Raw genomic sequence first — 20,031 nt, 5'->3', positions numbered from 1 at the left:
TTTCGTCCATGACGGCATGATTTTCGGATCATGCAGCTAAGTTGAGCCAGCCGGGAACGACCTGGCGAAACCAGCTCAGATATTGTTGCGCAGACGCTTTTTCCCTGTCTGTCAGCAGATTGACCACCTCCACTACAATCCAGGCTTTGGCGAGGATAATCTCTCGGATTAACTGGTCTTCCGGCAATAATGCTGAATACGCCAGATATCGACGGGCAATGGCTTGATAGTCGGCGATATTTCCCATGCCCTTCACCAAGGGGGCTAAATCGATGGCCGGACTGCCCCGGCCAAATCGTTCCCAGTCAAATAAAACCAGCTCACCCTGAACGCGCCGCCCCCAGTTGCCTGCGTTACTGTCGCCGGATAAACAGGCAACCGGCAGAAAAAGGTCGGCAGAGTTTGCCTGAAGACGCAACAGTTGCTGTTCGGCAGCGGCGGGTAATTGCAGGTGTTCCAATGCTTGTTCCGTCTGCTGGGATGTCCATTGGTGTGAGTGAACCGGCTGTTGTGCGGGTATGGCGAAATAATGAATGGCCGCCAGCTGGCGAAATGTTTCCCTGTCGGCATTCAATGCTTCCAGAGAAATTGAGTGGGGAATATATTCAAGGCGTAATCGGCGACTGAGTACATCAGAGTGGTACACCTCAGGGGTTTGAATGCCACACAGTTTCATGTGCGGGGCAATGTCCTGATAAAAGCGTATCTCAACAGCGCTGACATAGTGTTTTTCAATGTAGGGCCTACCGTTGTGGGTTCTCAGAAATACCCGAGCGCTCCCCATCTGTGTTAATTCCCGATCAGCCATGTGATGACGCCAGATGATTTAAAATTTCGCCCATCACAGGCAGTACTGAGACAACCAGCAACGCGGACATGGTGTAGTTAAACAGACGGCGATATTTGTCCTGAGTCAGTGTTTTTTTCAGCAGAGAGCCAAACATCAGCCAGACGCCGACACACGGAAAGGAAACCAGCAAAAAGGTGAGCGCCAGCATCATATTCTGACCGTAAAAATCCGCTCCCACTGTGGTGAAAGCCGCGATGGCACCGGTAGCGACCACCCAGGCTTTGGCGTTAATCCACTGAAACAGTGCGCCTTTGATGAAACTCAAGGGTTTGGCCTGTGAGCCGGACGATCCGACATCAGCGGAGCGGGCAATCAGCCAGGCCAGATACACTAAGTAAAGCACGCCCAGGCATTTAATGATGAAATGCAGGCTGGGAAACAGCTCAAATAACTGACCAAATCCAATGCCCACCAAAAGCAGCATGATCGCAAAACCCATACAGATTCCACTTAGCAGCGGCAGGCTTTTTTTCACCCCGAAATTCAGGCCCGAAGTCATCACCATAATATTGTTCGGTCCCGGCGTGACGGAAGATGACACGGCAAAGAGAACCATAGCGTAGAGATAGTCCATTGTGTAAGTGCTCCTGTTGGGCTGAATCGGATATTCGTGGTGTCGGGTGATGCTCAGAAAACGAGCACCCTTCTGATATGAAGATGAGTGCATCTCAGATCAAGCGCGGGATGCAAAAATAATCAGAAAATGCTCAGGAAAGGTGTCCGCAGGTCATGGCACGCAGAATACGCCCATGACAGGCACTGTTTGCCAGTAAGAAAAGACGGCCAGATTGACATTCCGGCTTTAGCCAGATTCTTCAGCTCAGTTCGATGAGATAAACTCAGAGAGCCTCAAGAATGAGGCTCTCTGCTTTTGACGGTCAGCCGTGATGGGGGGGTGACAAAAGAGCGTTTGTACCAACGCCAAATCTGATCAAAAACGGCATACAGCGCCATGTAAATGAGCAATTTCAAAGCAAGCTGTTGCCAGTCAGAGGAACCGGTAAACACGTTCACATCAAACCCGGTGAATGCTTCAATGAGTTGATAGACAGCCACGGCAAAAATAACAGCACAAAGATTCATGGATATTTTCTCAAAGCCAAATAATCATTCCGGAAAACCCGGCAGGTGTTTGGTTTGCATACCGGCTTTGTGCCAGGGGGCCTGTTCATCACAAAAAATCTGACAGTCCGGGGATTTGGCAGGTAACTCGTTCAGGGAGCCTGCCGGGACGATCATGGCTTTTCCGCTTTGGGATAAATAGGGCAGATTCGCGCCGCATTGGCCGCAAAAGGCATTGGAAAAAGTACGTGTCGGGTGGTTGTATCGCACGATGGCCTGTTCGCCCTGATCCCACCGGAGATTGTGCGGTTGGGTAAAGAGGTTCGAGGCGTGGGCTGAACCTGTCAGCTTTTTACACTGATCGCAGTGGCACAAATAAAAATGAGAAAAATCGTCATCCAGTGAAAAGGTGACTGTGCCGCACAGGCAACTGCCGTGTATTTGACGCATTAAACATTCCTTGTTATTCGCAACCGGTTAAACGTTGGATTTAACACTATTGCATATTGTCTAACCTGTAAATGCAAAAATGAGCGCGAAACCGAGGTGACCGTGACCTGATCAAATCGTTATTTACAATTCGCATTGTTATCCTGACCCGAGTCTAAATCACAGAATTCATTGTTTACACTTCGTTAACATTGTGCGGTGTTTTAGAGTGATTACTTGGTGACAATATCAGGACAATGGAATGAAAACGTTGGAACAGCAATTGACCCAGTATGCGCGCTATCATCGTTCAAAGCGCAATTTATACACACACTTTGTCGGTATCCCCTTGATTGTCTTTGCTGTGATCTGCCTGTTTGCCAGAGTGGTGTTTCCACTGGGCGGTATTGAGTTCAATGGGGCTTATGTTGCTGTGTTTCTGGCTGTGCTGTACTACCTGCGCCTCAGCCTGCCGATGGGTTTGATGATGGCAGGGGGGTTGTCACTCCTGATCATCGCAGCTTTACCAATTGCTGCACTGCCTGTCCTGGGATGGCTGGGCTTTAGCCTGAGTGTGTTTTTTCTGGGTTGGGTGATTCAGTTTATTGGCCATTATTTCGAGGGTAAGAAACCGGCGTTTGTCGATGATCTGGCCGGTTTGATCATTGGTCCTTTGTTTGTCCTGGCTGAAGTGCTTTTTTTGCTGGGGTGGTTTTCATCGCTGGAAAAGCATATTGAACAGCATGCCGGGCCCATGAAGCCTTAGCTATTGATCAGCCGTACTTCCTCTCTCTGAATCAATCCTCCTCACATTACTGCTGCATCATATCGTGTTTACTTCATAATATGTTGACAATTGATTTGTTTTTTATCTTTTATAGGGCTATTTTTGCCTTATTAGTTAAATATTGTTAACAGTGTGAGTTGAATCGGTGGAGAGTGCGGTGAGTATTGATTCGGTAGAGAGTGTGCAAGATGCCACGTTTGCGATGCGCAGTAAAGCTGATGCTGTCAAAGAACCGACCAAATCCAACAGTTTGCTGGAAGTCCTGGTCGAGCGCATTGTCACCGGGGTTTTTCCTGCCGGCAGCAAGATCTCTGAACCTGAGCTGGCCCGTCAATTTGCCGTCAGCCGCGGGCCACTGCGTGAAGCCATGATGCGGGTTGAGGCGCTGGGTCTGGTTGAGCGCATTCCCCATGTTGGCGCACGGGTTGTTGATCTCAGTCCGCAGAAACTGGCGGAAATTTACGCAGTTCGGGAAGCCTTGGAAGGCATGGCGGCGCGTCAGGCCTGTGAAAAAATGACGGATGAGGAAATTGCCGGACTGGAAAGTTTATTGCAAACCCATCAGGCCCATATTGAACAGGTCGATGGTGCCTCCTATTTTCACCAGCATGGTGATTTCGATTTCCACTACCGGATCATCAAAGCCAGTCGAAACAGTAAATTAATCAGCTTGTTGTGTGATGAGCTGTACCACCTGCTGCGCATGTACCGCTACCAGTCGCCCCGTTCACATTCGCGTCCCGAACGGGCATTGAATGAGCATACACAGATTCTGGCAGCGATAAAGGACCGCGATGGAGAGCTGGCCGAAATGTTAATGCGCCGTCACATCATGCGCAGCAGAACACTGATTGAAAGCCAGTTAAAACAGGGCTGAACCTCAGCCGAATACGTTTAGCCGCAAGACGTGCGCCGGAACGTGACAGCCTGTCAACTTGCTTCGGATGGATATTGAGACAAACCCGCTTAGCGCTATATATCTTGTCTATCATGATATGAGCGCAAGGGGGAGAAACGGTATGCGTGTGAAGTTTGCACGGATATTCGCTCCCCGTGACTCATCGTGACAAAAGGAGCCTGTAATGACTGCGACACAATCAGTGACAGCGGACAACGAAAACACGGCAAACAAGGACAGTTCACTCAATAAACCCCTGGGCGGCGCAGGTCTGCGTGGTCAGAGTGCCGGCAGTACCGCCTTGTGTACTGTTGGCAAAACCGGCACCGGTCTGACGTACCGTGGTTATGATATTACCGATCTGGCCCACAACGCCCAGTTCGAGGAAGTGGCTTATCTGTTGCTGAAAGGCAAACTGCCGACTCAGGCTGAGCTGGATCAGTATAAAGCCACACTGAAAGCCAGACGCGGTTTACCGGATGCATTGAAAACTGTGCTGGAAGCGATTCCGGCAAGTGCTCATCCGATGGATGTGATGCGCACCGGTTGCTCCATGCTGGGGAACCTGGATCAGGAAACTGATTTCAGCCAGCAGGCGGATAAAGCTGATACGTTGCTGGCCATGCTGCCTGCGATGATTTGTTATTGGTATCGCTACAGTCATGACGGGGAGCGCATCGATACCGCTAGTTCTGAGCAAGATTGCACCGGCGGCTATTTCCTGGAAATGCTGACAGGCAAGACTCCGTCAGAGCTGCACAAACAGGTCATGCATTGCTCGCTGATCCTCTATGCCGAGCATGAATTTAATGCCTCGACTTTTACCGCGCGTGTCTGCGCTTCCACCCTGTCTGATCTGCATTCGTGCATCACTGCGGCAATCGGCAGTCTGCGTGGCCCGCTGCACGGCGGGGCGAACGAAGCAGCGATGGCGATGATCGCAGACTGGAAAACTCCGGATGAAGCAGAAAGCCATATTCTCAGCATGCTGGCAAACAAAGAGAAAATCATGGGTTTCGGCCATGCCATTTATCGCGACTCAGATCCGCGCAATGCATTGATCAAAGAGTGGGCGCGTCAGTTGTCGGACGATGCTGATGATGGCTATTTCTATGCGGTGTCTGAGCGCGTCGAAACGGTCATGAAACGCGAAAAAGGTCTGTTTGCCAATGCCGACTTTTTCCATGCCTCGGCCTATCACTTTATGGGGATCCCCACCAAGTTGTTTACGCCGATTTTTGTCATGAGCCGTGTGACCGGCTGGGCCGCGCATGTATTTGAGCAGCGTGAGAATAACCGTATCATCCGGCCAAGTGCAGATTATATCGGCCCGGATCATCAGGACTGGTTGCCGATAGACCAACGCCGCTAAATATCCCCTCCCCTTGGCAAGGGGAGGGTTAGGGTGGGGTTCGAACAGCGCGTACGGATTTGGCTCTGTGCTCAGTAACCCCCACCTGGCCTCCCCCTTGAAAAGGGGGAGGGACTGCCCGGGTTTGTTGCGGTTACGAATATTCCCTCCCTTGAAAAGGGAATCGCAACACGCATGACCCGCTACGAAAAGGGGAGATGAATGAGGCGCAACGTTGAACTGAACCAACGCCCGCAGCCGGATGCACTGCTGGTCAACATTGCCGATTACGTCGCTAATACCGGGATTGATTCTGCAGAGGCCTATCACACCGCCCGTTACTGTCTGATGGATACGCTGGGTTGTGGCCTGCTGGCGCTGCGTTTTCCAGAATGTACCAAGCACCTTGGCCCGACTGTACCGGGGACGATGGTCCTGAACGGCGCGCGTGTACCGGGTACCTCGCATGAGCTGGATCCGATCACCGCAGCGTTTAACATTGGCTGCATCATTCGCTGGCTGGATTTTAATGACACCTGGCTGGCCGCAGAATGGGGCCATCCGTCCGATAATCTGGGCGGTATTCTGGCCACGGCCGATTATCTGAGCCGTGTTTCTGTCTCGGAAGGCAAAGCCCCCCTGACCATGCGCGACGTGCTGACGGCCATGATCAAAGCTCATGAAATTCAGGGGGTACTGGCGCTGGAAAACAGTTATAACCGGGTCGGGCTGGACCATGTCTTGCTGGTCCGTGTGGCATCGGCGGCTGTGGTGACCAGGATGCTGGGCGGAAACCGGGATCAGATCATCGATGCTGTGTCTCAGGCCTGGGTCGATGGCTGTGCCTTGCGCACCTATCGTCACGCGCCGAACGCCGGCTCCCGTAAGTCGTGGGCAGCGGGTGATGCCACCTCCCGTGCCGTACGTCTGGCGATGATCACTATGAAAGGCGAAATGGGTCTGCCCTCTGTGCTGACCGCACCGCAATGGGGGTATTATGATGTACTGTTCAACGGTAAGCCGTTTAAGCTGAATCAGGATTTTGGCAGCTATGTGATGGAAAATGTGCTGTTTAAAATTGCATTTCCGGCCGAGTTCCACGCCCAGACCGCAGTTGAGTGCGCGGTGATTTTGCATGATCAGGTGAAAGACCGACTGGATGACATCGCACGCATTACAGTGACGACGCATGAATCTGCCATTCGTATCATTTCTAAATCCGGTGAGCTGGCCAATCCGGCCGACCGCGATCACTGCTTGCAGTACATGATTGCTGTACCTTTGATTTACGGGGATCTGCTTGCTGAACACTACGAAGATGACTTCCACCGTGGCGACAGCCGCATCGATGTGCTGCGCAGCAAAATGGAAATTATTGAAGACAAGCGTTACAGCGCCGAATATCTGGAGTCAGACAAGCGCTCGATTGCCAATGCTATTCAGATTTTCTTCAGCGACGGTACTTGTACCGAGCAAGTGTCAGTCGAATACCCGATTGGGCACCGCCGTCGTCGTGAAGAAGGGATTCCGCTACTGGAGCGTAAGTTCAAACGTCACTTGCTGACCCGCTTTCCCCCCGGGCAGAGTGAGAAGATTTTTGCATTGTGCAGCGATCAGGCGACGCTGGAAGCAACGCCGGTCAATGAGTTCATGGCGCTGCTGACCATCAACTGATGCGCTGGCAGTCTCTTTGACAAGTACAGAAACCGGTGCCTGAGCGCCGGTTTTTATGATTGCCAGTGGGAGATCACCTGTCAGTGAAGCACAGGCCGGGTGATGGCTTTATTCAGCTGTTCAAGTATGTACTCAGCAGACACCACGAGAACAAATCGCACTGTGGGCAGCCGAAACGTGCTGTCTGTGACCGGCAGGGCCGGAAAGACCTGGCTGGCTGGCCAATGGGGCGGAGTCAATGGGTCACGGTTGGACTCAATGAATGTTGGGCTGCACTCCGTGAATTCCAGATGCAGCCTGGGCAGTTGCGTCAGCATGCTCACCTCAATCAACAAGCAGGAATATTCCTGTCATCCCTCAAAAAAATAAACGCACTTAAAGTAAGGCTAATGGCTCTCTTGTGATTGATATAAGGTCGAAAAAGCGGACTTCAAGTCTCTGTACTCAGGTTATTTGTTTATCACGATAAGAAACGAAAACAATATTGATCTGGTGCATCTCAGGTTTATGGCCCCGGCAGTAAAATGCGGGCAAGTTCGGCTGATTTCCTATTCTGCTCGGTGAGGTCAAGGTGTCGTATTTTTGTCAGACAATCAGTGCGCTTATTGAAGGTGTTCACGGCGCGCCGCAAGTCTCGGAGGTGGCCTGATGCTTGTCGATCCGGCTCACCTGAACCGGATTTGGGCGCGAACCCTGCTCGAAGAATTGTCACGCCTGGGTGTGACTGATGTCTGTCTCGCCCCCGGTTCACGCTCGACACCGCTGGCACTGGAAGCCGACGCGCATCCGACACTGAATCTGCATGCCCATTTTGATGAACGCGGACTGGGCTTTCTTGCGCTCGGTATGGCCAAAGCCAGCGGCCGCCCTGTGGCGGTGATCGTGACATCCGGCACGGCTGTGGCGAATCTGTTACCGGCAGTGGTTGAAGCGGGGCTGACCGGCGAACAACTGGTGTTACTCACCGCCGACCGGCCTGTCGAACTGATTGGCTGCGGCGCCAATCAGGCGATCTGTCAGCCGGGCATCTTCTCTTCTCACGTGACGGCCCGCTTGGATCTGCCCAGCCCTTCTGTGTCTGTCCCGTTAAGCTGGCTGCTGACAGCAGTGGATGATCTGCTGCTTCGCCAGCGCCGGCAGGGTGGCCCGGTGCACATCAACTGCCCGTTTCCTGAGCCTTTGTATTCGCCAGACCCGCCGGACGAATCACGCTATTACACAGGTTTGCTTGCTGACTGGCGAAGTGCTGCACAGCCTTATACCTGTGTGTCTGTGCAACCTGCACAGATCTCTGTGCCTGATGAAATTCAGATATTGCGCAGCAAAAAGACAGTCATTATCGCCGGCGACATGCCGGCGAATGACGCTAAGGCGGTGGCTGCTCTGGCGGCAGCACTGGCATGTCCGCTGCTGTGCGATCCGCAATCGGGGCTCGGCAGCGACTGGGCGCATTACGATCTCTGGCTGCAGGTTGACGCGCTGGCCGCGCCCTTGAATGACTGCGATCTGATCATTCAGTTTGGCTCTCGCCTGATTTCCAAACGCCTGACCCAGTGGATAGCGCGACAGGTCAGTGAAAGACAGAGCGATTACTGGTATGTGTCGGCTGACAGGGCGCGTCACAATCCGGACCACCTGCCGCAACGCCATTTTGTTGCGAGGATTGCCGGCTGGGCAGACAAGGCCCTGGCAGCATTAGCAGAGACCACCGCTGATGATCCGCTGTCCGGACAGACGCATCAGCAGTGGCAGCAGGCACTCCGGCACACGGCGCAGCAGGTTCATGCCAGGGTCGGCCCCTATTTAGCGGCCTGTGGCGCAATGTCGGAGCTGGCACTGGCGATGGATCTGAGCCACAGGGGTCAGCAGGCGGCGCTCTTTCTGGGGAACAGCCTGATGGCCAGGCTGGTTGATATGTTTAGCGTGTTTGACGGGCGTACTGTTTACACTAACCGGGGCGCTTCGGGAATTGACGGACTGGTCGCCACTGCAGCAGGAGTGCAGCGTGCCAGCGGGCAGCCTTTGATGCTGTTACTGGGGGATACTTCGCTGCTGCATGATCTGAATTCGCTGGCGTTACTGACCCACGGCAAAACACCTGTGGTCATTGTGGTCACGAACAACGACGGCGGGGCCATTTTTGATCTGCTGCCTGTTTCGCCGGACAGTAAACCGCATTTGTACCAGATGCCGCATGGTTTCCAGTTTGAACATGCCGCTCGTCAGTTTGGACTGGCGTATTGCAAAACTGCGACCCTGTCGGCTTATCAATCGGTTGTGAGCGAGCATTTGATTGCCGGAACAGGCGCGCTGCTGGTGGAGATTCAGACGCCGCCGGGAGAAGCCGGTGAGCAGCTCAGCCAGTTCATCAGAGATTTACATGCTCTCTAGCCGATATCTTACCCGTAGTGATCAGCCTGAACAGCCGGTGATGGTGTTTCTCCATGGCCTGCTGGGCAGCGGAGCAGACTGGCTTGACTGCGCTCAGTGGCTGCAAGCTTATCCCTGTATCGCGTTGGATTTGCCCGGCCATGGCTGCAGCCGCGCTGTTGCCTGCCACTCACTGGATCAGGCGGCAGAAGAGGTCCGCGATACCCTGATCAAGCATCAGCTCGCTGCCCGTCCCCTGATATTGGCAGGTTACTCACTGGGCGCGCGTATCGCCATGCACGGCGTGGCCAGTGGCCTGTTTGCGCCGCTGAATATCCGGCTGCTGGCGGTGGAAGGCGGTCATTTTGGCCTGACTTCCAAACAGAAACGCGTTGTACGGTGGCGGCAGGACTGTCGCTGGGCCCGCCGGTTTCGCCGTGAGCCAGTTGATGTGGTACTGGCAGACTGGTATCAGCAACCTGTCTTTTCTTCGCTGAATCATGCGCAAAAACAAAGTTTGATTGATTACCGCAGTGATAACCTCGGGGCAAGTGTTGCCGGCATGCTGCTCGCGACATCACTGGCCCGGCAAGCTTACCTGGCGGATGCGATCAAGTCGCAGAAGGTGCCAGTGCATTACTTTTACGGCGAGCACGACAGCAAATTTTCGCGAATGGCGAATGACAGCCGGGTGCCGGCAACCTGTATCGCCAATGCCGGGCACAACGCCCACAAAGAGCAACCGCAGGCGTTTGCGATGGCGCTCAGGCGTCAACTGAACCAACACCTTGAAATGATACTGTGATCTGAGAGTGAGGATAATATGGCAATGAGCCTGGGTTTGTCTGAAGAGGCACTTTATGCGCCGATCGAATGGGTAAACGGCAGCAGCGGATATGAAGATATTCAGTACCACACATCAAGCGATGGTATCGCCAGAATCACCATTGCCCGTCCGCAGGTGCACAATGCTTTTCGTCCGCAGACCGTCAGAGAAATGATCCATGCGTTGTCGCAAGCCCGCTACGATGAGTCCGTCGGCGTGATCATTCTCACCGGGCTGGGTGAGGAAGCCTTCTGCTCAGGCGGCGATCAGAAAGTACGCGGTGACTATGGCGGATACCGGGACGATGCCGGCACCCATCATCTGAATGTGCTGGATTTTCAGCGTCAGATCCGCACCTGCCCGAAACCTGTGATCGCATCGGTAGCCGGCTGGGCGGTGGGCGGCGGTCATGTGCTGCACATGATGTGCGATCTGACCATTGCGGCAGAGAACGCCCGGTTCGGCCAGACTGGCCCGAAAGTCGGCTCATTCGATGGCGGCTGGGGAGCCTCTTATATGGCACGCATTGTCGGTCAGAAAAAGGCCCGCGAAATCTGGTTTCTGTGCCGTTTTTACGATGCGCAGGAAGCGCTGGATATGGGACTGGTCAATACGGTCGTGCCGCTGGCTGAGCTGGAAAGGGAAACGGTGAGATGGTGCCGTGAAGTGCTTCAGCACAGCCCAATGGCACTGCGTTGCCTGAAAGCTGCACTGAATGCCGACTGCGACGGACAGGCCGGGCTGCAGGAACTGGCAGGCAACGCCACCATGATGTTCTATATGACCGAAGAAGGTCAGGAAGGCCGTAATGCATTCAATGAGAAACGTCCGCCGGATTTCAGCCAGTTTCCGCGTAACCCCTAGCGGGCTGACTGGCGTGAGGAGCGGATAACATGACGCGTTCAGCCAGATTGTTTCGCTACAGGCTACCCATAGACAGCGGGATAGTGTTAAGCGGCCAGCAATTAGATGAACGTGTGGGTTATGTTGCTCAATTGCGTGATGGCGCATGCGTGGGCTGCGGAGAAATTGCCCCGCTGGTGGGCTTGAGCGTGGAAAGCAGTGAACAGGCGGAACAACAGGCTATTTCCTTACTGACAAATTGGGTTGGCGGTCAGGATAGTGCTGAGATGGCGCTGTATCCGTCGGTGGCTTTCGGGTTCTCGATGGCACTGATGTGCCTGAGCGGCCAGTTGCCATCGCAGGTGCCTTATCACACTGTGCCTTTGCTGAGTGCCGGGTCAATGGCAGATACGGCAGCAATGGGCGCTTTGGCAGAGTGCCGCCTGGCGAAAGTAAAGGTCGGCCGGGCTGTGCCGGGACAGGAGGCCGAGCAGGTGAACCAGTTGCTGTGTCGCTTTCCTCATCTGAGCTTACGTCTGGATGCGAACCGGGCCTGGACTCTGGAACAGGCGATTGATTTTTCTTCTGCGGTCAATACGGCTCATCTTCCGCGCATTGCTTTTATGGAGGAACCTTGTCGTCACCCGTCGGATAGCCTGTATTTTGCCCGGGAATCCGGTATCGCCCTGGCGTGGGATGAAACTCTGCAGCATGCCGTCAGACAAGCAGACTTTAGGGTCAATAGTTTGTCCGGTGCAAAGACGCTTGTCCTGAAACCGACCTTGATCGGTTCGGTGCAGCGCTGTGCGCAATTGATTGGGGACGCACAAGCCGCGGGCATGTCTGTGGTGATAAGCTCAGCGCTTGAATCCAGCCTGGGACTGACGCAGCTCGCACGCCTCTCTCACTGGTTGCTGCCAGAGAGTCTGCCCGGGCTGGATACACTTCATCTGTTCAGTGCGCAGCTTGAAATCCCCTGGCCGGGCAGCACGCTACCGCTCCACTCGTTACAGCAACACATACAGGTATGGCAGTCATGAATCCGCACAGTCTGCATCGGCCTTGCCTCTGGCACACCTGGGCTCAGACGCGGCCTGACGACATCGCTCTGATCACGGTTGACACGGAATACACCTGGCAAGCGCTGACTGAGCAGATTCACCATCTGGCGCGCGTGCTTGCCGCTCAGGGGGTGAGCGAAGGGACTGTGGTAACGGTAGTCAGCAAAAACTCGGCGGATGTGGTGATGCTTCATCTGGCTTGCATCCAGCTGGGGGCGATCACGGCCCTGATGATGCCGCAGCCCTGCCAGGTGTTGGAGGACAAACTGCGTGTGCTGTATGGCGAAGGGCAGCGGCAGTTTGTGTGGCTGAGTGAATCTGTTGTCGCCGGTTTGTCTGAACAGGACAGGCAGCGCTTATTCACAGGCTGCCAGATATTGAACCTGCAAGTGCCAGTTGCCGCTTCAACATCGTGCCTTGCCCGCAATGCAGAACGACGCGATGCAAAACAATGCGATAAAAAACAAATCGTCTCGATTGTCTTTACCTCAGGCTCGTCCGGCGTACCCAAAGCGGTTGCCCATACCCAGGCCCAGCATCTGGCCTCGGCCCGCGGTTTGCTGGCGGTGTTTCCGTTTCAGCAGCACGATTGCTGGCTGCTCAGTCTGCCCATGTACCATGTTTCCGGTTTGTCGATTCTGTACCGCTGGCTCAGTGCCGGAGCCTGCCTGAAAATCGGCAGCGGTCGGTTGCAAGAAGATATTGAGGGGGTGACTCATGCGTCGCTGGTGGCCACGCAGCTCAGGCGACTGCTGGATCATCGCCAGCCACTGCAGCTCAGCCATGTGTTACTGGGCGGCAGTGACGTGCCTTTGTCGCTGTGTCAGCAGGCCAGAGACAGCGGCATTGAAACCTGGCTGGGATACGGCATGACAGAAGCCGCGTCGACTGTGACGGCCAAACCGACAGACGACATTGCCAGCGCCGGGCGCGTGCTGCCCAACCGTCAGGTTCAGCTGAAAAACAAGCGGATTTATATCGCAGGCGATACCTTAGCGAGCGGTTACTATCATCAGGGCCGACTTATCCCACTGGTGGATGAGCAAGGCTGGTTTGATACCAAAGATGTCGGCCAGTGGGTCGATGGTGAACTCCGCATCATTGGCCGTGTTGATAATCAGTTTATCTCCGGCGGCGAGAACATCCACTGCGAGGAAATTGAAGCCGTGCTGAACCGCCATCCGGCGATCCGTCAGAGTATGGTCATCCCCGTGGCCTGTGAAATTTACGGCACCCGCCCGATAGCCCTGATCAACAGTGCCTGCGACCTGTCAGCCCTGCAACTGCCCCTCTGGCTGACAGACAAACTCACCCGCTTCAAAATCCCCGATGCGTTTTTCCCCATGCCGCAACAGCCACAAACAGGCATCAAACTATCGCGCCAAGCCATAAAAGCGTGGTTTTCTGACCACCACAGTGAATATCAGATCATGAACGACCCTCAAAACGGTCAGTGATCGTTGTCGTGTTTCACCAGCATCTGCGACGCTGAACTTTAGGTAGATCATAAAGTGCGACAAAAGCGGAGAGTATAAATTGGGTTGCATAAGTTGTTTGGGTAAGATACCGGGTAGTGGGTCGTGTAATAAAATGTCATGTACTTTCAAGGAAATAATAAGCTTATGGATGAAAATGCTGAGATCTGGCGTCAGTACTACAAAAAGGCATTATCTCGCTCTCATTTAAAACGTACGGAATTTGCGGCTAGTTTAAATGCATCAAACCTCAAAATAGCGACTGACTGTGGTTGTGGTACTGGAAGTGATATCCACTATCTGGAGCTGCAAGGTTATCAGGTACATGGCTTTGATATTAATCCTGACTCTGTAGCGATATGCAGAGACCGATTTGGAGCTAAATCTCAGGTGGAAATTTCAGAGTCTTCATTTGAGTCTTTTGTCTACCCAAAGGCTGGCCTAGTCATCGCTAATTCTAGTTTGTTCTTTGCTGATCCGAATTTCTTTGAGGCAACTTGGGGCAATATTAAATCGTCGATTGAAATTGGTGGTGTCTTTGCCGGTGACTTTATGGGGACAAGAGACAGCTGGGCTAAAAATCACCTTAGTCCAACAACACCTTTATCTGAATCTGAGGTTAAGGCTTTGTTCTCGGATTTTGAAGTCGTCAGGTACTTCGAACGTGACGAAACGGCAAAGACTTCGTTGGGTAAAATGTAGCACTGGCATTTATATTCAGTGGTCGCTATAAAACGTGCATAGCAAATATGGACAAGCCCGAAATGGCTTTATTAAGGAGTGGCAAAGCCTGAAGAGGGAGTTCATGCTATCCAAAATGTACAAGGAGGAATACAGATGAGCCTGAAAGAACACTTTATATTGCTGGCCGCTTACAACCAAAGCATGAACACAAAGGTCTACGAGGCTGCGAGTCGTTTAGATACAAAAGAGCTGACTAAGGATCGTGGCGCATTTTTTGGCTCTATTTTGGGTACTTTGAATCACATTCTTGTGGGCGATATTATTTGGCTCAAGCGATTTTCCTCGCATCCGTCTTGCAAGTCCTCTTTACGTGAGGTCGCTAATCTTCCAAACCCGAGTAGTTTGGATCAGATACTTTTTGATGATTTACCTGCTTTATCCGAACAAAGAGCTTGGTTAGATTGTCAGATTGTTGGTTGGATAAATAAACTCACTGAAACAGATTTGGATCTTTTGCTTAGTTATCACAACACCAAAGGCGTTTCTGCCAATAAACGGTTTTCAAGTCTGGTTCTTCACCTCTTTAACCATCAGACCCATCATCGTGGGCAGGTCTCTGCTTTACTTTCTCAGGCCGGTGAAGATATTGGGGTCACAGATCTCTTGGCGCTGATTCCTGAGGAAATTCGTGATTAACCGGTTGCTGTTGGTGTAAGGATAATCACTGTAAAAGCGAAATTGATGACGTTGTTTTTCGTCATGAGTCTGCTTAAGAGCTTTACGGTGCGAGACACAACCAGCTCTCATCAGGACGACAACATACTGAAGGCGATGATAGCCACCCATGGTGGTTTGCCTTCCCTAGCTCGGCGTCGGTGACTAAAACAAGATAAACGACGATGGTGCTTAGCATTGAGTTTGTTCACTGGCTTTGATGTTATGCTACTTCTCGGTTGCAGTTCCTCATTCGTTGTAAGCACGTCATAAATAGGATCTCAGATGGAAAGTGAGAGACTTCAATTAGTTCCGCCATCATTGAAATATACTGAATCAATGTTTGCTGTCATTGAGGAGAGCAAAGCAGAGCTTTCTCAGTTTTTACCCTGGGTTTCGGAGTCATTAACGAAGCGTGATCTCGAAGCAAACACCAAAGAGGCTCTTGATCATTTTTCAAACTTTACTGGTGAGTTTTGGTTTAATGTCATTGAAAAAGAAACAGGGCGGTTTATTGGTGCTGTCGGCTTTATTGTCAGGGATAAATCTGTTCCTTATTTTGAAATTGGATATTGGTTATGCACATCTGAAACCGGTAAGGGTTACATAACCGAAGCCGTAAAACTTGTTGAGAAATATGCTTTTAATGACAATGCAGCCCAACGATTAGAAATAAAGATGGCTAGTTCAAACCTGAAAAGCCAGGCTGTTGCAAAGCGTTGCGGCTTCCAGTTTGAGGCTAGTTTAGCTAATGCCAGACGTTTACCTTCAGGAGAGTTAGATAACACAGTGATCTACGCAAAAATGCGCTTATAACACTGAAGGGTACGTGTTCTGCCGCCGATGCTTTATTCGGCTCTTGGTCAAGTCCGCAGCAGCATTATTAAGGCATATCCTGGTTCAGCGCCGAGTTACTTTCCATGGTTCGGTTGGCACAAGCAACTGTCATATCGGTAGGCTGAGCATCATCAACAGGATAGTCAGTCACAATCCCAGGGAAAAATACAGGGATGTATTTTTAGGTTGTCGGCGCAGGGAGCGCCTACAACCGGCCCGGATAACACCAGCGAAATCAAAGGCTTTTCTGGGCACTCTTTGAGCCAGAAAAGAGTGTCTGGCGCGCAACGCAGAATGCTGAGAAGGCGCTGACTTTAAGCGCGACATACAAAGTGATGCAATGGGGGCTGGAGACTAAACTCACTCCCACCAACATACTCGTCTGCTAAAATACTATGTCGTTCGCTCAGGGAAAATTTTCATAGGGAGAGCATCAAATCATGGAAAAAGAAAACAGCCGTGCTGAATTCGACGTGCGTTTGCTTCGCCCCAGAGATCTGGGCGGTGACAGTGAGTGGGCTTTTGTGGTGCTGCCTAAGGAGGCAAGCGCGACGTTGCCAAGGCGTGGGCGTATCACTGTGTCTGGCACCTTAAACGGTAACCGTTTTACTGTTTTGCTCGAACCGGATGGCAAGAAAAGTCATTGGCTGCGTATTGATAAGTCACTGCTTGTGGCTTCTGGGGCCAGCGTGGGTGACACGGCACACTTCGAGATTTTCGCCGGGGATGAACCCGAACCGGACGTGCCGGATGATCTGGCTAACGCACTGGAGGCGGCACCTGAGGCGCGTGCGATTTGGAACGCAACGACGACCATTGCCCGCGTAGACTGGATCCACTGGATTGTTTCTGCCAAGCAGGCCAAGACCCGCACGAAACGCATTCATGACGCATGCGACATGCTTGCTTCGGGGAAGAAGAGAGTGTGTTGCTTTGATACGTCCGGTTTCTACAGCAAAGCGTTCAGTGCGCCACAGGCTGAAGAGTAGGCAGGCGCAGAACAAATGCGTTGGCTACGTTAGCTAGCGTACAGAACAAGCTACTGGTCTCTACTAACGTATAAGTGTCACCCTGCATCTTTGAGCCGTCTTTGGAGAAGGGGCAGAACCTGAGTGTGACCATGAATCTAAACACCACTCATCAGCAAGAATCAGGCTAAAAGCAGTTCAAACAAAAAGTAAAGGAAGGAGCGGGAACTTGTCGACAAGGTGAACGATGGCAAAGACCCGAGCAAAAAAGCAAAGTCGGCAAGCGTGACGGCAAAGATGGCGTGGTGTTAGGTAATATTAATAACGATAGTGGAAGGGGGGCAAAATGGACAATTCAATGACGCAATCCAACAGTGGCTTTACTACCTTAACCTTACTAAGTAGTTCCAGCATTACCGGCGATGATGTCTGTAATATGCAGGATGAAAAGTTGGGTAAAATCCAGGATATTATGCTGGATATGACAGAGGGCAATATTCGCTATGCTGTGCTGTCGGCGGGTGGTTTTTTAGGCATAGGCGATCGCCTGTTTGCCATTCCTTGGAAGGCTTTGACGCTGGACAGAGAAAATAAGCGTTTCATGCTCGACGTCGATATTGAGCGCCTAAAAAACGCGCCTGGTTTTGACAAGGACAAATGGCCGGATATGGCGGACGCCAATTGGAATTCCAGTGTTGAGTCTTATTACACCAGATGATGGCAGCGCTGGATTTGGGGGTAGCGCCTCAGGTCTGGCCTGACTTGTCAGGTGGCATCAACTAACGCTGGGTAAGCCAGCGTTATTTTTTAAGAGATTATTTAAACAGACGAATTAGTCGGTTCTATTCACCAGACAGAAAGATATCTACATGGAAAGGACACGGGTAGCCACTAAGACAAACTGTTGCAGTTTTTAACAAACCGACATTGCCCGCCAGTAAATCCGAAAGGCATCATACCCGCTGCCGTGAATTATTTGGGTCATTATCTATTATCCGCAGTCCGTAGTTGACACCACGACATTCAGGCTCTGACAGCAAGGAATCATCGTCAAATTTTGATGGTAGATGGCACCTGAAAATTGTGTTGAACATATCCCAATAGCAAACACAGGCATCCATGCCTGATGTGTCGCAATTTGATCAATCAAGTCGTAGCTAATTGGTTAACGGCGCGAGTGACGACCCCGTGATGAGCGCTCTTTATGGGCTGATGCGGCTTTGGCTTGCGATTTCAGTATGGATTCAACCGTCAGTTCCATCGGCTCTTTCGGCTGAAGACCGTGCGGGAAAGTACGGGCGCGTGGCGGCAACTCGAACTCTTCGCTCGTTGCGCGAGGCATGCGTTTGAAGCGGTACAGGTAAAAGTTTTCCAGCTTCTCTCTCGCCCAGTCCGTTTTCTTTAAATACTTCACACTGCTGCTAATCGATGGATTGACGTGAAAACAGTTAAAACGCATAGCCGTATCCAGAATATCCCATCCGTAAAAATCGACCAGCTCTTGCAGTAAGGTTTCTAACTTAAGACCGTGTAATGGGTTATTTTTTTGTAATTCAATTCTTTCTTCATCTGTCATCATAACGCGTTCCTGAGTTTCTCACGTGCCTGTGCAGGTTGGGTTGGGTGGTATTCGCTCAACGCTTCAATTTAATATCAGAACGGCACGAATGATTAATCATGTGCCATGAAGGTTTGAGGGCACGGGATTCTAGCAGACTCATCCTTCCTTCCCTATTATTATCGCTATTAATAACAAGGATGGATTGATCCTTTTCCAGATCCAGCTCGCAACAAGCCTGTATACGCCACTCGCGTTTACAGCAACGCTTCACCTGTCCCTTTCAGCACTTTTTCAACCACTCGAACCACTTTTGAGGTGGTGTGAATGACATCGGCAATTTTGCTGGGATCGTGTTTGGCCTTTTTGGCCAGCGAGGTCAGGGAGATGAGATCCGTCACCGCACTTTGGGTACGTGTAACCCCTAAATCCGGCAAGGCGAGTGCGTCACTGAGCTGAGTCAACAGCTTGTTGATGTCTTGCTGTAATTGCAGCGCCTGCTCATAATCCAGGGTGATTTCTTTCACCTTGCGTAGCTGGTCGATGGCTTCAGCCAGGTAGTGGCCTAATGGTTTGTCCGTCATTTTACCCCTCCTTGCAAACAAGTTGATCTTCTCTGAGCTCAAAGCCGGTTTCGCAGCTACCCAGCAAATTGTTCAGGGATGAATAATGGCGGCCGGTTTCGCTGAGCTCGCCAGCAATGCGGATGAAGGCTTTACCGCTGAACTCGTTGTTAGCAACCAGTCCGGTAATCGCGTGGTGCTTTTCTTTCAGCGTCTGCGTGGCTTTGGCCATTTGCTTGAAAATCAGCGCTGTTGAGGCGATATCCACTGAGCGCTGAGTCAGGCTTTCAATCTGGGCGATCACTGCCTCATGGCTAAGCTTTCCTTGTGTTTTCATGATGTTGAAACGACGGATATCGGTACTGAGCATATCCCGGCGTTCCGACAGCAGGGCGGCATACAGCCTGCCGGATGACAGTCGCTGGCTGATGGTGTCACAAATTGTGCTGATGGTCGGGTCAGCCTTGATAATGATGTCTTTGAGGGCTTTTCGTCGCTGAGATTCCGCGACGGTGGCGCCGATTCCCGCAATGGCAGATGACAGAATATGGAAGGTGTCATCGCTCGCATCAAGCAGGGGCGTATCGGTCAGGGCCTGATACTGCTTGTTCGCTGAGATCAGAGAACCGCTTAATTTGGCGGCGGCATAGTCAATGTCGCCGCGGTATTTGGCGTCTGCCAGTTCGCTGAGGGCTTGGCTGTAGTCCTGCAGGGAACGGTTCAGGGCGTACAGCGCGAACTGCTGCTGGGTGATATCGGCATACGTTTTTGCCTGTTGAGTCAGCCGGTCTGAGGTCAGCAGGGTGCTGGGGCGTTCCAGCTCCAGTGCCAGCGTATTGGTGGCCCGTTTTGTCTGTAAAGTTTTGGTTTCCTGCATCATCTCGCCCAGCTGGCTGGTGAGCTGATTACTGGCTTGCGCATACAAACCGACATCATTACTGGCATTCTGGCTGCAGGCAGAAATAAAAAGCAGGCCGGCAGAGATGATACTCACTCGGGCAATACTCGCTCGGACAGGCATATGACATTCCAATGACAAGGTGATAACGCATATGCATAACATAAATGCTATTGGTTGAGT

22 protein-coding genes are annotated in these 20,031 nt (G+C 52.0%); 14 read left to right on the top strand and 8 right to left on the bottom strand.

Annotation, left to right across the window (positions count from 1 at the left end):
* Positions 1 to 28: 28 nt before the first annotated feature.
* The 4 genes from LN341_RS16805 to LN341_RS16790 all read right to left on the bottom strand — a co-directional run bounded on the left by LN341_RS16805 (position 29) and on the right by LN341_RS16790 (position 2,362).
* On the bottom strand, positions 29 to 808 hold the full coding sequence (locus tag LN341_RS16805) for a phosphotransferase (protein ID WP_234206149.1): 780 nt from the start codon (positions 806 to 808) through the stop codon (positions 29 to 31).
* Entirely contained in the window at positions 801 to 1,424 is a 624-nt protein-coding gene (locus LN341_RS16800; protein ID WP_234206147.1) for a LysE family translocator, read from the bottom strand. Before LN341_RS16800 ends, LN341_RS16805 begins: the two co-directional genes overlap by 8 nt.
* 275 nt (positions 1,425 to 1,699) lie before the next feature.
* Complete coding sequence (locus LN341_RS16795) at positions 1,700 to 1,933, bottom strand: hypothetical protein (protein WP_234206144.1); 234 nt, start codon at positions 1,931 to 1,933, stop codon at positions 1,700 to 1,702.
* A 24-nt stretch (positions 1,934 to 1,957) separates the two neighbouring features.
* Positions 1,958 to 2,362: a GFA family protein gene (locus tag LN341_RS16790; protein ID WP_234206142.1), complete on the bottom strand. Its 405-nt coding sequence runs from the start codon at positions 2,360 to 2,362 to the stop codon at positions 1,958 to 1,960.
* Positions 2,363 to 2,603: 241 nt separating this feature from the next.
* Here LN341_RS16790 and LN341_RS16785 point away from each other — a divergent pair, with 241 nt between their 5' ends.
* From LN341_RS16785 to LN341_RS16770, 4 genes are all read left to right on the top strand, one after another.
* Positions 2,604 to 3,107 (top strand): DUF962 domain-containing protein, encoded by a 504-nt coding sequence (locus tag LN341_RS16785; protein ID WP_234206141.1) that lies wholly within the window; start codon positions 2,604 to 2,606, stop codon positions 3,105 to 3,107.
* 223 nt (positions 3,108 to 3,330) lie between these two features.
* Complete coding sequence (locus tag LN341_RS16780; RefSeq protein WP_082095832.1) at positions 3,331 to 4,005, top strand: GntR family transcriptional regulator; 675 nt, start codon at positions 3,331 to 3,333, stop codon at positions 4,003 to 4,005.
* A gap of 205 nt (positions 4,006 to 4,210) precedes the next feature.
* Complete coding sequence (gene prpC, locus LN341_RS16775; RefSeq protein ID WP_234206139.1) at positions 4,211 to 5,398, top strand: 2-methylcitrate synthase; 1,188 nt, start codon at positions 4,211 to 4,213, stop codon at positions 5,396 to 5,398.
* A 201-nt stretch (positions 5,399 to 5,599) separates the two neighbouring features.
* Positions 5,600 to 7,051 (top strand): bifunctional 2-methylcitrate dehydratase/aconitate hydratase, encoded by a 1,452-nt coding sequence (locus LN341_RS16770; RefSeq protein WP_234206137.1) that lies wholly within the window; start codon positions 5,600 to 5,602, stop codon positions 7,049 to 7,051.
* An 80-nt stretch (positions 7,052 to 7,131) separates the two neighbouring features.
* Here the strand turns inward: LN341_RS16770 and LN341_RS16765 are convergent, their stop codons facing one another.
* Positions 7,132 to 7,368, bottom strand: a complete 237-nt coding sequence (locus tag LN341_RS16765) for a hypothetical protein (protein WP_234206135.1) — start codon at positions 7,366 to 7,368, stop codon at positions 7,132 to 7,134.
* 331 nt (positions 7,369 to 7,699) lie between these two features.
* Between LN341_RS16765 and menD the strand changes: the two genes are divergently transcribed.
* The 10 genes from menD to LN341_RS16715 all read left to right on the top strand — a co-directional run bounded on the left by menD (position 7,700) and on the right by LN341_RS16715 (position 17,547).
* A complete protein-coding gene (gene menD / locus LN341_RS16760) occupies positions 7,700 to 9,442 on the top strand; it encodes a 2-succinyl-5-enolpyruvyl-6-hydroxy-3-cyclohexene-1-carboxylic-acid synthase (RefSeq protein WP_234206132.1) in 1,743 nt (580 codons plus the stop codon).
* Complete coding sequence (gene menH / locus LN341_RS16755) at positions 9,432 to 10,226, top strand: 2-succinyl-6-hydroxy-2,4-cyclohexadiene-1-carboxylate synthase (protein WP_234206130.1); 795 nt, start codon at positions 9,432 to 9,434, stop codon at positions 10,224 to 10,226. Before menD ends, menH begins: the two co-directional genes overlap by 11 nt.
* A gap of 18 nt (positions 10,227 to 10,244) precedes the next feature.
* The gene (gene menB, locus LN341_RS16750) at positions 10,245 to 11,111 is read left to right on the top strand and encodes a 1,4-dihydroxy-2-naphthoyl-CoA synthase (RefSeq protein WP_234206129.1); all 867 of its coding nucleotides are present in this window, start codon (positions 10,245 to 10,247) and stop codon (positions 11,109 to 11,111) included.
* A gap of 29 nt (positions 11,112 to 11,140) precedes the next feature.
* Entirely contained in the window at positions 11,141 to 12,130 is a 990-nt protein-coding gene (menC, locus tag LN341_RS16745; RefSeq protein ID WP_234206127.1) for an o-succinylbenzoate synthase, read from the top strand.
* Entirely contained in the window at positions 12,127 to 13,608 is a 1,482-nt protein-coding gene (gene menE / locus LN341_RS16740; RefSeq protein WP_234206125.1) for an o-succinylbenzoate--CoA ligase, read from the top strand. Before menC ends, menE begins: the two co-directional genes overlap by 4 nt.
* Positions 13,609 to 13,773: 165 nt before the next feature.
* Complete coding sequence (locus tag LN341_RS16735; protein WP_234206123.1) at positions 13,774 to 14,328, top strand: bifunctional 2-polyprenyl-6-hydroxyphenol methylase/3-demethylubiquinol 3-O-methyltransferase UbiG; 555 nt, start codon at positions 13,774 to 13,776, stop codon at positions 14,326 to 14,328.
* A gap of 135 nt (positions 14,329 to 14,463) precedes the next feature.
* Positions 14,464 to 15,006 (top strand): DinB family protein, encoded by a 543-nt coding sequence (locus LN341_RS16730; RefSeq protein WP_120512688.1) that lies wholly within the window; start codon positions 14,464 to 14,466, stop codon positions 15,004 to 15,006.
* 303 nt (positions 15,007 to 15,309) lie between these two features.
* A complete protein-coding gene (locus LN341_RS16725) occupies positions 15,310 to 15,840 on the top strand; it encodes a GNAT family N-acetyltransferase (RefSeq protein WP_120512689.1) in 531 nt (176 codons plus the stop codon).
* Between the two features lie 461 nt (positions 15,841 to 16,301).
* Positions 16,302 to 16,850: a YdeI/OmpD-associated family protein gene (locus LN341_RS16720; RefSeq protein ID WP_234206121.1), complete on the top strand. Its 549-nt coding sequence runs from the start codon at positions 16,302 to 16,304 to the stop codon at positions 16,848 to 16,850.
* A 325-nt stretch (positions 16,851 to 17,175) separates the two neighbouring features.
* On the top strand, positions 17,176 to 17,547 hold the full coding sequence (locus tag LN341_RS16715; protein ID WP_120512691.1) for a PRC-barrel domain-containing protein: 372 nt from the start codon (positions 17,176 to 17,178) through the stop codon (positions 17,545 to 17,547).
* 447 nt (positions 17,548 to 17,994) lie between these two features.
* On the opposite strand, the gene LN341_RS16710 is transcribed toward LN341_RS16715, so the two are convergent.
* From LN341_RS16710 to LN341_RS16700, 3 genes are all read right to left on the bottom strand, one after another.
* Positions 17,995 to 18,405 (bottom strand): VF530 family DNA-binding protein, encoded by a 411-nt coding sequence (locus tag LN341_RS16710; RefSeq protein WP_205576936.1) that lies wholly within the window; start codon positions 18,403 to 18,405, stop codon positions 17,995 to 17,997.
* Between the two features lie 239 nt (positions 18,406 to 18,644).
* Entirely contained in the window at positions 18,645 to 18,971 is a 327-nt protein-coding gene (locus LN341_RS16705) for a hypothetical protein (protein WP_234206120.1), read from the bottom strand.
* A gap of 1 nt (position 18,972) precedes the next feature.
* A complete protein-coding gene (locus LN341_RS16700) occupies positions 18,973 to 19,971 on the bottom strand; it encodes a hypothetical protein (RefSeq protein WP_234206118.1) in 999 nt (332 codons plus the stop codon).
* Positions 19,972 to 20,031 lie beyond the last annotated feature (60 nt).

The sequence above is a fragment of the Photobacterium sp. TLY01 genome, from assembly GCF_021432065.1.
GTDB lineage: Bacteria > Pseudomonadota > Gammaproteobacteria > Enterobacterales > Vibrionaceae > Photobacterium > Photobacterium halotolerans_A.
The sequence above is the reverse complement of the archived record's forward strand: the minus strand, read 5'-3'. Positions and strand labels throughout refer to the sequence as shown.